Source organism: Nostoc sp. ATCC 53789 (assembly GCF_009873495.1).
In the GTDB taxonomy this organism is placed as follows: domain Bacteria; phylum Cyanobacteriota; class Cyanobacteriia; order Cyanobacteriales; family Nostocaceae; genus Nostoc; species Nostoc muscorum_A.
Genome location: NZ_CP046703.1, coordinates 5,818,382 through 5,832,086, shown reverse-complemented (window position 1 = coordinate 5,832,086; position 13,705 = coordinate 5,818,382). Strand labels below are relative to the sequence as shown.

Sequence of the window (13,705 nt, the reverse complement as noted above, 5' to 3'; positions counted from 1 at the left end):
TTTAGTGTTATCACTGAATCTATGCTGCCCAACACAGTTAATCTATCTGTATTTATTCGGTAATTATGATTGGTTATAAAAAACATTCCTACCATTTCTTCTTTGGTGTCAAATATTTGTGTGTATAACTACCGGATAACAATCGAAACCATTGATAGATATTCAGTGCTTTTGCGGTTTTGTGTCCTGTATCACAAATTAACAATTCCAGTAAAATGACCTTATCAAAGGCATTTTAGGATGTTATAATCATGAAGTATCAGACAAATATGTTTTGCTAATTAATCTTTAAGCAGCGAAAAAATGTAATTTATGATGCTGTCAAAGTTGGCTTTGCGTATGCAAACCATTACACCATACAGGGAAACATCTGAAAATATTAATTACAAAATAAAACATGATTTGTTTAGTTGTAACTTTGTATTAAGAACTCCATGTATAAAAAGGCTATTATGACAGTTGTCTAACTGGTTTAGATTGTAAGGTGCTACACATTTTACAGTTTAAAAATAGCTAACATAGCATTAAGACTCTCAACCAGAGAGTAGACCTACACAGTGTTACGAATAACTTCAACTTTGTATGAATTCAAATAGCCAGTCTGCCAATTCTACCGACACATATTCCCAACGTTTGGCAGACATTGTGGGAACTGCGATCGCTCTGTTGACTCTTACCCTACCCGTATTTGTCATCGCCCACTATTCTTCAACTAATGTTCAAAATAACCAGCAACCCCTGATCCAAAACCTACAAGGAAGTAAAGATTGATAAAGTTTTCCAGTAGCATTTCATCAGGAATAACCTGAATTTGTATCGTGTGACTCCAGGTTTCGGGTGTCTTGACAGAGTAGGGGCAGAAATCTCCCCAACAGCAATCAAGGGCGGGAGAAAATAATACCCTCTTGGAAAAAGCGTTGCGAAGTAACTTCGCAACGCTTTTTCCATTTTTCAGAGGAGTGGTTAGATGAGGAGGACAAGGGAGGCAGGGGAGCAGAGGGACAAGGGGACAAGGTGACAAGGGGACAAAAGTTTAGAACTTACAACAAGTCTTTCCCCTTGTCCCGAATTCTCCTTGTCCCCTTGTCCTCTTTCCCATTCCCAATTCCCAATTCCCAATTCCCCATCAGAGATCCATATTGCCCTAAAATTCTACACGGGGAGCGAAGCTGACTGAGTGCCCCCATGATTCACTGTTATCAGAGGACTTTTTTGTGGATTTATCTCGTATTCCTGCCCAACCGAAACCCGGTTTAATCAACGTTCTGATTGAAATTACTGGCGGAAGTAAAAATAAATACGAATACGACAAGGAACTAGAAGCTTTTGCTCTAGACCGAGTACTTTATTCCTCGGTAAAATATCCTTATGATTACGGCTTTGTGCCCAATACTTTGGCTGAAGATGGCGATCCCCTGGATGGTATGGTCATAATTGACGAGCCAACCTTTCCAGGCTGTATTATTGCTGCGCGACCAATTGGCTTCTTGGAGATGATTGACGGTGGTGATCGCGATGAAAAAATCCTTTGTGTTCCTGACAAAGATCCCCGCTACACTCAGGTAAAATCCCTGAAAGACGTAGCGCCACACCGCTTAGATGAAATTGCCGAATTTTTCCGTAGTTATAAAAATTTGGAAAAAAAGGTGACTGAAATTCTCGGTTGGCAAGATGTGGACAAGGTTGCAGCTTTAGTAGAAAAATCCGTCAAAGCTTATAGAGGATAATAGAAGAGTTAGGAGTTAGGAGTTAAGAGTTATAAATTTTTATTCCTCAATCCTAACTCCTTTACAGACGCGATTAATCGCGTCTCTACTCATAAATTTCATTTGTTACGAAACTGCCACCAAATCCTAAACCAAAATGCAGCGTACTCTCCTTTTGGCAAAAATTCATAATTGCACCCTTACGGGGGCGAATATCAACTACGTGGGTAGTATCAGCATCGATGAAATCCTTTTGGAAAAAGCTGGGATCTTACCTTATGAGCAAGTGCAAGTAGTTAATAGTGCCAACGGTCAGCGTTTTATTACTTATGCGATCCCGGCTCCAGCCCATTCAGGAGTAATTGAGCTAAATGGGGGTGCGGCACGTCTAGGCATTATTGGCGATCGCTTGATTATAATGACTTACGGGCAGTTCACTCCAGAAGAGTTAAAAAATTACTCTCCTACGGTAGTCATTGTGGACGAAAAAAACAGGCTGTTGGAAGTTCGGCGCTACGATGACCTGCTCGTTAAGGTCTAATTTGAAGGAAAATGTCAAATTTTGAGTTGTCGGATTCCCAGAGCTACATACCTGAAAAGTCTGCTACCCTGCCAAGTAGACCAGCAGGTGAGTTTATTGTGCAATTTTGGGGTGTACGGGGTTTGATTCCTACCCCAGACACCAGCACCAACCGCTATGGTGGTAATACTGCTTGTGTAGAAATGGCTGTAGGTGGAAAACGCTTGATTTTTGATGGTGGCACTGGTTTACGCATATTGGGTAAAACTTGGCAAGAACTACAACAGCCAATACAAGCCCATTTATTTTTTACCAACTGCCAATCAAACCGAATTCAAGGGTTTCCCTTTTTTGCTCCTGCATTTATTGGAGAAAATTGCTTTCATATCTACGGCACAGCTGCCTCAAATAGTGCATCAATCAAACAATGTCTGTACGATCAGATGCTCCAGCCCCACTTTCCTTATCCTTTACAGGTAATGCAGTCGGAATTGCAGTTTTACAATCTCATTCCAGACAGTGATGTAAAGCTAGATGATGTCATCATTACAACCGCATTAATCAATCAAACTCAGCGCTCAGTTGGCTACCGAGTTAGTTGGCAAGATTATAGTGTTGCCTACGTCACGGATTTGCACCAAAATGCCGATCAAGTAGAGCGAGAGCGGATTTTAGAGTTTATTAAAGGCGTTGATTTGCTGATTGCCAATGCCACTTACACTCCCCCTACGTCTCACAACCATGACTCTGCTGATTTACTCTGGCAAGCTGCGGTGAATGCAGCTTTGAATGCTGGTGTGCAACGGCTAGCTATTTCTCATCATCACCCAGATGACCATGATGATTTTCTTGATAGGGTTCAAGTCGATATTAAATCTGCCTTTCCTGAAGCAGTATTAGCCCATGAAGGTCTAGTTTTAGCTGTTGGTAAGCTTTAAGCGAATGGAATTCGCGCGCCACTTGCTTCTCCTGTCGGAGACGCTGCGCGAACAAGTCGGCAGAGCCGCCCAACGCAATGGCTTGGCTACACAGGCAAAGTCCGCCTCCGCGGACTAAGAAAAAATTAAGGCTTTGAAACCCACGGAGGTGGGTTTTGTTTGTGTAGACGCAGTTTATAACCGCCCTTTTAACTATTGCTCCTACGAAGCATTTTGCAACTCGGCTGTACGGATTGAAAGCTGCTGTGTCTGATTGCCCCGTTGCACTTTCACCTGTAATACTTGACCAAGACGACTGTCTTCCACAACGTTCTGCAATTGTTCAGCGCTGGTAATAGCTTTACCATCAACTTGCAGAATTACATCCCCGCGCCGGATACCGGCAGATGCAGCTGGAGAATTGGGAACTACTCGCATTACAAAAACACCATTAATTTCTGGTATTTGAATCGGAGAGTTGGGATCGGTGTTATTTTGCTTGGCAAGATCGGGTGTTAAAGTTAGCATTTGCACACCTAAATAGGGGTGAGCAACTTTGCCATCACGTTGCAGTTGCGCTGCGATCGCTTTCGCTTTATCAATAGGAATGGCAAACCCAATACCCATCGCGTCGGGACGAATTGCTGTGTTAATGCCAATTACTTCACCTTGGCCATTTAATAGCGGCCCGCCAGAGTTACCTGGGTTAATAGCGGCATCAGTTTGAATGAAGTCTAAGCGTTTGTCGCTAATGCCAACTTGGGCACTGGAACGTTTGAGCGTACTGACAATTCCCAAAGTAACGGTGTTATCAAATCCTAAAGGATTACCAACTGCGATCGCCCAATCTCCGACTTGGACATTAGTGGAAGAACCCAAGGGTGCGACTGGTAAATCGTTACCAGCGTTAATCTTGACTACTGCCAAATCTGTAACTTCATCAATGCCTTGAACTTTCCCTTCAAAGGTGCGGCCATCTTTGAGTCGGACTGTTACCTTGTCAGCCTTATCGACCACATGAGCGTTAGTCATAACTAAGCCGCTCTTGTCAATAATGAAACCTGAGCCTAAACCGCGTAACTGCTCAGAAGGCGGCATTTGTTGAGAGAAACCGTCACCAAAAAACCGACGGAAAAATGGGTCTTCCATAAATGGATCAACGCGACGAGTAATTGTTCGCTCAGTATCAATGCGAACAACTGCTGAACCGACACGATTCACTGCTGCGGTGACAAAGCTACTACTACCGATCGCACCTGTGGCTGGTGATTGTCGTTGGGCAATCAGTTGTGAAGTATCTCCATCTGTTATTGGGGGTGCGGGTTCGGCTTGGGAGGGCAACACCTGCAATGTGCTAACCGTTAGCACAACTCCGAGCGCGATCGCTAAAACATAACTACTGAGTTGACGGATGGATCTGGGTAATTTGAGAAATCGCATAATCACAACCTAATTTATAAGCCTAATTGTTGCTTAGTCGTGACAAAATCTATTTACAGTTATTTTTACTTCAGGTTTCGCCTGCTTGTACCAATACTGTGGTGTATTTTGCAAGCTACCTGTAATCAAGTTAATAGAAAATTTAACCCAAAAGCTATTATGGACATTTCCCCTTTACAAGTTCGGTTTTTACCCATCAATAAAACTTTTGGGTTGCCAACAATACTACAGCTTTCAAGGTAGTTACCAATTATTTCTTTATTTTACAGAGTCAGTGAATCTATTCGTAGAATCAATCTAAAATCCAAAATCTAAAATCCAAAATTGGATCGACTAACTTTTGAATAAAATTTCATTCCGACTGATTGCACCTAGCTGGGGTAAAGAGTTGATTGCTGAGTGGGGAGTGAGGGCAGTAGGAACGGTTTGAGGTAGTTGTAACTGTTTTACAACACTTTGTAGTAGTTGGTCTTGTCCAGTCCGTAAACCCCAAACATTTGTCCCACGGTTGATAATAGCAAACCAAACCAAACCGCGATCGCGTGTGGGCATAACTCCTGCTAAAGCGCTCACATCTCTGAGAGTGCCAGTTTTGATTACAGTAGACAGAGGAATGTGTCGGGAGTGTAGTGTTCCTCGGTGATCAAACCCAGACATCGGGAACAAGTCAGCCAGATTTAGCTGATGGGCAGATGCCTCACTTTGAATAGCCATAAACATCGCACAGGCAGCCCTGGGGGAAATGCGATTTTCGGGGCCTAGTCCAGAACCATTAATTAACTGAATTTCCACTTGTGGCACTCTCGCAAGGTTAGCAGCAGTGGATTGGACTACAGCTGCTCCTCCCACTGAATCTGCTAGCATTTCTGCCATATCGTTGTTACTGTAAACATTCATTTCCTTGATTAGTTGCTTCAAGGGTAACGAGCGATGACGCAGTAACAAAGTTTGTTGGGGGTTTGGTTGTGCCTCAACTTTCACCGTACCCGAAATGACAACTTGAGGCTTGGGCGTTCCCTTAGCCATGATTGAGTGAATGTAAATAGCAGGGCGGCCCCAAGTTGCACGATTTAGCGTTTGCTTGAGCATCATACCCGCCAGCATCGGCTGCCGTTGGAAATTCATGGCAAAAGTGCCATTAATGATTAAATTTCCCTTTATCTGCTTAATACCCATTTTATTAAGAGTATTACCAAGAGCGATCGCTTCTTCCCAAACAAACAAAGGATCGCCACCGCCTGTAATCACTAAATCGCCCTGCACAACTCCATTTACCACTGGCCCAGTGATACTCACCAAAGTATCAAATTGGTAATCTGGACCCCAAGTTTTCAAAGCAACTAGTGAAGTGGCAATTTTGGTTAAAGAGGCAGCAGGCAGAGGTGTCGTACCTTGGTGATTTGCCATCAGCATTGGCCCTGACTGCATCCAAATTCCCTGACTCTCAGCCAGATTTTGCCCCACCACTTTTGATGTAATCAGCTTTTTCAGATATTCTTGCACCGTAGTTGCCCCAGTTGGATTGGGATCGGGGGCAAGAACTAAGCCAGGGCTACTTTGCCAAGTTAAAGCATCTAAGGCATCTAGAGGTTTGATTTGTACCCCGGCCATTTCCAGCCAGAGTGACACCAAACCTGAACCCAATAATTCCAGCATATTTTATTCCTCTATATGTGTTTAGGATGTTCTATATTATTTCCTGTGCTAATATACACGCTTTTTTATGCAGATCAGCATTGAGTCACAATAACTAGTGCATTAGACATCTGAAAGTAAGGTGAATCACATGATTTTCGTTATACTTTTTACAAAAAAAGACTGACTCTGAGAGCCATGTCTCTTGAAAGCCAGTATAAAGGAGGCAAAGCGAGTTGACTCTTCATATTTCATCATTTTTTATTAAAAATTTGATAATTATTTAGATACATTGTAAATTCCTCTTCAATACCTCTTTCAAATTCATCCTCAAGCAGACATATCAGCTAAGTTAAATTATTGAAGATATCAAAATCATCGGACATTTTTTTCGTTTATCTAGCCTGAGATAAACTGTGAAGATAGCAATCCTATCTGAGTTGTGAAAGTTATTTTGTTTAACGTAAGTAAGTTGGTATAATAAAATCAAACTATGTAAAGAAAAACCCTTCTACCTATTGCCTTATCCCAACGACAATTATTTACGCCAACTTACTCAGATGTGAAGTGACTGTCCGTAGGCTACCACAAAGAACGCATAGATACTTAATACTGAAAAAAGGACATTAGATTGGTTAGAAGTTTGTTGCGATGCCTGCGTTATTATGTCGCTTTCATAGAGTCAAATCTTTAACAATCTAAAAGATATTAAACTGGCAATAAACCTGTCAAAAATATTGGGATATGGGTGGAAAAATCCACCCCTAAACTCTACTTTCTTTCTGGGTGTGCTGCATCTTCTGATGAAACATTACCCATTTGGTTAATTGTGGCAATCATCTGATACAAACGCCCCAAGTCGCGTTGATTGAAGTACAAAATGAGCCGGGGTAGTTCAACCGTTTCATCTTGTGCTTCTTGAGGTAATGCCTGACTTTTTTCAATCCGTCCTTTAACAATAATGTCACTGAAATCAGCATTGAGTTGCTCTACAAGATAGTCTGATATATCTGTCTTCAGACGGATGACTAATTGCTCGCCTACATATCTACAGGAGTGATAAACCTGGTAAAAACGAGTAATAGCGTCACAAGCCACATCCAGGTTGTCTGTCACCGTGTAAAGGCTGGGGTCTTCAGGACTGACAAGACCATTTTGCACTAATTGCTTATCAATATATTCGCTCCAAGACCGCCAGTAATCACCACCAGGGTGGTCAATTAAAACTAGAGGTACTGGGCCAAACTTACCATTCTGGCTTAATGTCATACATTCAAAAGCTTCATCTTGAGTGCCAAAGCCTCCCGGAAATAAGGCTACAGCATCACTTTCTTTGAGGAGAAAAAGCTTGCGAGTAAAGAAATATTTGAAAATAATTAGCTTGGGATCGCCCTCTATAAAAGGGTTTGCTTCTTGTTCAAAGGGTAATTGAATATTTAATCCAAAGGAATTTTCTCGCCCAGCACCTTCGTGACCCGCCTGCATGATTCCACCGCCACCGCCGGTCATCACCATAAATCCTAATTGAGAAACAGCGCGAGCAAACTCAAGGGCCATTTGGTACTCTGGCGTATCTGGCGCTAGACGAGCAGAACCGAAGATGGTGACTTTGCGAACGTGTCGATAATCATAAAAAAGCTGGAAACCGCGTTCCATATCTGCTAACGCAGCCGACAATATTTTCCAATCGAGACGCTCAATTTCGGTATCAGCAAGACGAACAATAGTAGCAAGTGCTTGCTGAATAAATTGCCGATTTTTTAATGTCGGTAGACGAACGACCAATTCAGCGATATCCGCCTGTAAAGACTCTAATGTGTCAAACGACGCAGATGAAGTCATGAGAACTGCCGCAACAATGGCATTATATTCTACGTGAATGACTTACACTCTAGCAAGCGGAATAATAGCCCCCTGAATATCAATATCCCGTAGCATCTGAATAATTTAAAACAGAGATGCTGAGGACGCAAAGGACATAAATAAACCCGGATTTCTCACGATACTGTAGGCAGGGGAGTGTGGGGAGAAGAGGAGTGTGGGGAGAAGAGGAGTGTGGGGGGTAAGATTTCTTCCCCATCCTCCCACACCCCCCACACCTCCCACACCTCCGAAACCTCCCACACTCCTGGATTTCTCACTTGTGAGAAATCAAGGATAAAGATATCACCACGTTCCCTCAGTTCAACCCCAATTCTTCTTTCAATGCCTCCGGGACATTAACTGCTGTCTTTAATCCCCGCACACCTTCCCATTGCTGTTTTTTACCCCAGGTCATTTTTTCCATGTTGGCATCGCTGAGGTCTGCACCACTGAGAATGGCGTAACTTAGGTTACTGTGGCTGAGATTCGCGCCATTGAGGATTGCACCACTCAGGTTACTGCCACTGAGGTTAGCGCTGTTAAGGTTGGCATAGCTGAAGTCTGTACCGAAAAGGATCGCGTCGGTGAGATCGGCACCACTGAGGTCGGCTTCGCTCAGAATTACTCCACTGAGGTCGGCTTCGTTGAGGCTTACCCGACTCAGGTCTACACCGCTAAGGTCTGCGCCTAAGAACATTGCACCGTTAAGTCTGGCATTGTTTAGTTTGGCACCATTAAGTTTGGCATAGCTAAGGTCAGCAGCCATGAGGATGGCATCACTAAGGTTGGTGCTGAAAAGAATTGTGTCGCTGAGGTTAGTACCGTTGAGGATGGCGTGACTCAAATCAGCACCACTGAGGTCAGCGCGGCAAAGATCAGCATGGTTAAGGTTGACGTTGTTGAGGTTGGCTTCACTTAAATTCGCACCAAAAAGGATGGCGTTGCTGAGGTCGGCGCGATTCAGGTTAGTGCTGCTGAGGTCGGCGCGGCTGAGGTCGGCGCGGCTGAGGTCGGCGCGGCTGAGGTTGGTACTGCTAAGGTCGGCGCGATTCAGGTCAGCGCGGCTAAGGTTGGCACAGCTAAGGTTAGCACCACTAAGGTTAGTGCTGCTGAGGTCAGCACCAGTGAGGTTAGCACCAGTGAGGTTAGCCCCACTGAGGTTAGCATCGCCGAAGTTGGCACCGCTAAGGTTAGCACCTATGAAGTTTACGCCAGTTAAGTTGGCATCGCCGAGATAAGCAAGGCTGAGGTCAGCACCGCTAAAGTCTGCCCCGGTGAGGTTGGCATCGCCCAAGTAAGCACTACGAAAGTTACCACCTTTGAGGAATTGCCCGACTATACTGCTAAAGTTGCCAATGTCTAGGGCATCGCTATAGTTAATGATCCGCAGCAGTTGGGATGTGAAAAAATTGTCTGTATCTGGTTGGGCTGATGGATAGAAGGTAATTTTTTCTTTGAGTTCATCTTGCTCTTGGGCGTAGCGGTGTAACTCTAACAGTAAAATCAGTACGTTCAATCCTGTATAGATGTCTACCTGTCTCAGCCCGATCGCAATATTTTGAGTTGCTAGCTTTAATTTTGTTTTCTGAGGCAGGTTATCATCTGGTGTAGCATCAATAAATTCTCCCTGACACCAGCGACGATAAAAATCTTCTAGCCGCCAGAACAGCAATTTTGGGTCAATCTTTTGACTATTTGCAACCAATTCCATTATTTGGTTGACTATTTCTAATTTCAGCGCTCCAGTGCCTAGTAAATCATAAATCTCTTCATGCATCTGGCGGTCGCACACTTTTAAGCATAACTCTGATGGTAGCGGGCCTGATATGCGATCGCCTATCTTAGAAGTCAAACTGCTATTTGATATTGTCCATTTTTCTAAGCTTTCTTGCAGTCTTTGAAACCATGAATCTTCCTGTAAATTACCTTGAGCAAATTTAACGCTTTTGTTTACTTTAATACTTTTTCCTGGAGATAAACCGACTTTAGTTTCCACCGATGTGGTCTTTGGCATCTCTTGTAAGCTTATATCCCTCACATAATTTCTCAGCAGTTGCCAAACTTGAGATAAATATGTTGACATTTCTGTGTCCGTTGTTACATTTAAATTACTGTTTTGATAATCTGGAACTAAAAATTTTTCTTTGTTACTTTGCTTATCATTGCCAAAAATAAATAGTATCAATAAATACTACACGAAAAATATCATGCGTTGTCGATATCTATGATGGGCTACACTGACGGCGTTTTTGAAGGGTGGCTTCTCGCTAACCCTTAGTCACATCAAGCTTCTTCTCTTGATGTAAATAAGTGTGATCGGAAAAATTCTTTCAAAAATCAAGTAATTTTCCGATTTTGGTTTATTTGTTATACTTTTTTCCCCAGATATTTACTAGTCTGATGTAAAAATAATACTTACTCATCGTAATAGACGCAATTGTTAGGAAAAATCCATCTGTACAACAGCGTGAACATTGCGGAAAAATGGCAACTAAAATTGAAGTCTAAACTTTACTGCTTTATATAAAGCAGCTGAAAGAATTAGCAAAAAGCAAGCTACATAACTTTGCAAAAGTTAAAAATTAACTACCGAATCGTTATTGGGGGATTGATGCGATGAACAACAGATTAACTTTTTATATGATTTTGTTACATGGTTTATTTTTAGGAATAACAACAGCTAACGCCAAATCACCATTTGTCAATGGAATTGATCCAGATTTTTCAGCGAACCATAAGGCTGTGGGGGTTGTAAAAGGCGTAGTTACAGCCAATAATCTGTTAACGGCAGAAACTTCTTCAACTAAAATCTCAGCATTATCGCTAAATAATATCAATATTTCTCAGAAACAGAGGCTACCGTCAGGGCAAGTTTGGGTGGTTAATCAAAATAAACACGCACAGCCTCAACCGTTTATTTGGGTAGTAAAAGATTCTAAAAAAGCAGGACAGCAACCATTTTTGCAAGTTGCAAAACCCGCAGAAAAGCCTAAGCCGGCCAAAACACCAGCAGCAAAGGATGATTTAGAGGTTTTTGATGAAGTAGTGAAAGACACCCAAAAGTCAGGGGGGCTGTTCACTCTTTATCGCAATAAAGAAAAGAATAAAATTTATTTAGAAATTAAGCCAGAGCAACTCAATAAAAATTACCTTGCTACGGCAACCCTAGAATCGGGCATTGGCGAAAGAGGTATTTACAGTGGTATGCCTCTACAAGATTTTTTGTTCTATTTCCAACGGGTAGATGATAAATTAAACTTTGTCATCCGCAATGTCAATTTTCGCACTCGTGAGGGAGATCCTCAAGTGCGATCGCTAGCTCGGTCTTTTAGTGATTCTGTACTCTACAGCATTTCCATAAAAAGCATTCATCCCCAACGCAAAACTCTTCTCATCGATTTGGGCGATTTATTACTGACAGATTTAGGTGGATTATCCGCAAGTTTAGGAGTCCCAGCAACCACAGACCAGTCCTATTTTGGTACTGCTAAAGCTTTTCCGCAAAACTTAGAAATTGAGTCAGTTTTAAATTTCTCTGGTGGCGGTACCCCTGACAGTGAAACCCCAAATTTTGGTTCGTTAGCTGATAACCGTGGCTATACCTTGCGCGTCCACTATAGTCTCTCCCAGCTACCTGAAAAAGATTATCGACCGCGCCTTGCTGACGATCGCATTGGCTATTTCATCACCGCCTACCAAGATTTATCCAAAGACGATCGCGGCGATTCTTTTGTCCGTTACATAAATCGCTGGGATTTAGAAAAACAAGACCCAAAAGCATTAATTTCTCGCCCCAAAAAACCGATTGTCTTCTGGATTGATAACGCTGTGCCCTTAGAGTACCGCGATGCGATGAAAGAAGGTATCCTGATGTGGAACAAAGCTTTTCTCAAGGCGGGATTCAAGGATGCAATTGAAGTCCGCCAGATGCCAGATGATGCAACATGGGACCCAGCAGATATTCGTTACAACACAATTCGCTGGATCAACACAGTCGATGGTTATTTTGCAATGGGGCCATCCCGCGTTAATCCCTTGACTGGAGAAATTTTAGATGCAGACATTCTCGTAGATGCCAGCTTTGTCCGAGCGCTTAAGAATGAGTATCGCAAAATTGTCCAACCCAGCCAAACACAAAGCCAGACGACCTTATCAGCTTTGATGCAAAATCGTCTACTTTGCGCCAATGGTTTAGATGGCAAAAATAATGCTGTACCCAAGCAGATGCCAGGGCAACAAGAGTTGTTGAACCGTTTATCTAAAATGGCAGGCGAGTACGATTTATGCTACGGGATGGAAGCTGCTAACCAGTTTGCCCTTGGTTCCCTGGCGATGTCACTATTGCCAGATACCATGGCCACTCCAGAGCAGGTGAAAGAATATATCAATCAATATTTACGTTTAATCATCGCTCACGAAGTTGGACATACTCTTGGTTTACGTCATAACTTTCGTGGTAGTACTCTGCTAGCACCAGAGGAGATGAATAATACGGAAATTACCAAAAATAAAGGTCTGACAACTTCCGTAATGGACTACATCCCCCCAAATATTGCCCCTCAAGGGACAAAACAGGGAGATTATTTTCCTAGTATGGTAGGGCCTTATGATGAATGGGCGATTAAGTACGGCTATATTCCAATTAAGACATCAACTCCCATAGCAGAAAAGCCAATTTTGGAGGAAATTGCCAAACAATCCTATAAGCCAGAGTTGAGTTATTCTACGGATGAAGATGTCTATGACCTTGACCCAACTGCTGATGCTTGGGATAACAGTGGTAATGTGCTGCTTTATTCTCAGTGGCAGTTAAATAATTCGCGGGTGATGTGGGAGCGTCTCGATAAGCGTTATCCATTAGCTGGTGATAGTTACAGCGATGTCAGCGAGCGTTTTAGCACAGTATTGGGTAACTATTTTCAGCAAATATATTACACCACTAAATACATCGGCGGACAGTCTTTTTATCGCATTCACCCTAGCGAAATCCCCTCTGGAGTTGGGCAAAAGCGATTACCATTTGAACCAGTACCAGTTAAAGAACAACGACAAGCTTTAGAAACCTTGCAAAAGTATTTGTTTGCAGAAGATGCTCTGAGCTTTTCACCAGAACTACTGAATAAATTAGCACCTTCCCGTTGGCGACATTGGGGTAGTTCTCCCCAAGTTGGTCGTTTGGATTTTCCTATTCATGACTTGGTGTTACTCATGCAGGGTTCTGTATTGCGAGATTTACTCTCAGGCGATCGCCTCTCTCGCCTCAAGGATATTGAACTTAAAACTAAGGCAGAAAATGCACTGACTCTACCGGAACTATTTGACACTTTGCAATCAGGTATCTGGACAGAAGTAATCAAACCAAAAGGTAAACCAATGAAGATTGCCAGTTTACGGCGAGGCTTGCAGCGCCAATACCTGGACATTTTGACTAATATGGTGTTGCGAAAAGAATATGTCCCAGAAGATGCTCGGACTCTAGCTTGGTATAAACTCAAACAACTAGATGAGAAACTCAAGGGAGTTAATTCTGAGGATGAATACACCAAAGCGCATTTATTAGAAACACGCGATCGCATCGAGAAAGTCTTGAATGCACCGTTGCAAGCGAATTAAAAAAGTTGTAG

Annotated in this window: 9 protein-coding genes; 5 read left to right on the top strand and 4 right to left on the bottom strand. The window is 42.7% G+C overall.

The window, feature by feature from the left end; all coding sequences use genetic code 11:
• Positions 1-582 precede the first annotated feature (582 nt).
• From GJB62_RS24030 to GJB62_RS24015, 4 genes are all read left to right on the top strand, one after another.
• Positions 583-771 (top strand): hypothetical protein, encoded by a 189-nt coding sequence (locus tag GJB62_RS24030; RefSeq protein WP_114084033.1) that lies wholly within the window; start codon positions 583-585, stop codon positions 769-771.
• A gap of 443 nt (positions 772-1,214) precedes the next feature.
• Positions 1,215-1,727 (top strand): inorganic diphosphatase, encoded by a 513-nt coding sequence (locus tag GJB62_RS24025; protein WP_114084032.1) that lies wholly within the window; start codon positions 1,215-1,217, stop codon positions 1,725-1,727.
• Positions 1,728-1,863: 136 nt separating this feature from the next.
• Entirely contained in the window at positions 1,864-2,247 is a 384-nt protein-coding gene (panD, locus tag GJB62_RS24020; protein WP_012409102.1) for an aspartate 1-decarboxylase, read from the top strand.
• A gap of 11 nt (positions 2,248-2,258) precedes the next feature.
• A complete protein-coding gene (locus GJB62_RS24015; protein ID WP_114084031.1) occupies positions 2,259-3,164 on the top strand; it encodes an MBL fold metallo-hydrolase in 906 nt (301 codons plus the stop codon).
• Between the two features lie 201 nt (positions 3,165-3,365).
• Here the strand turns inward: GJB62_RS24015 and GJB62_RS24010 are convergent, their stop codons facing one another.
• From GJB62_RS24010 to GJB62_RS23995, 4 genes are all read right to left on the bottom strand, one after another.
• Positions 3,366-4,583: an HhoA/HhoB/HtrA family serine endopeptidase gene (locus GJB62_RS24010; RefSeq protein WP_114084030.1), complete on the bottom strand. Its 1,218-nt coding sequence runs from the start codon at positions 4,581-4,583 to the stop codon at positions 3,366-3,368.
• A 333-nt stretch (positions 4,584-4,916) separates the two neighbouring features.
• Positions 4,917-6,239 (bottom strand): D-alanyl-D-alanine carboxypeptidase, encoded by a 1,323-nt coding sequence (locus GJB62_RS24005; protein WP_114084029.1) that lies wholly within the window; start codon positions 6,237-6,239, stop codon positions 4,917-4,919.
• A 750-nt stretch (positions 6,240-6,989) separates the two neighbouring features.
• Positions 6,990-8,060 carry an LOG family protein gene (locus GJB62_RS24000; RefSeq protein ID WP_114084028.1) on the bottom strand — a complete coding sequence of 357 codons (1,071 nt, stop codon included), beginning with the start codon at positions 8,058-8,060 and terminating at the stop codon, positions 6,990-6,992.
• 337 nt (positions 8,061-8,397) lie between these two features.
• A complete protein-coding gene (locus tag GJB62_RS23995) occupies positions 8,398-10,164 on the bottom strand; it encodes a pentapeptide repeat-containing protein (protein ID WP_114084061.1) in 1,767 nt (588 codons plus the stop codon).
• A 533-nt stretch (positions 10,165-10,697) separates the two neighbouring features.
• Between GJB62_RS23995 and GJB62_RS23990 the strand changes: the two genes are divergently transcribed.
• Positions 10,698-13,694 (top strand): zinc-dependent metalloprotease, encoded by a 2,997-nt coding sequence (locus GJB62_RS23990; RefSeq protein WP_114084027.1) that lies wholly within the window; start codon positions 10,698-10,700, stop codon positions 13,692-13,694.
• Positions 13,695-13,705 lie beyond the last annotated feature (11 nt).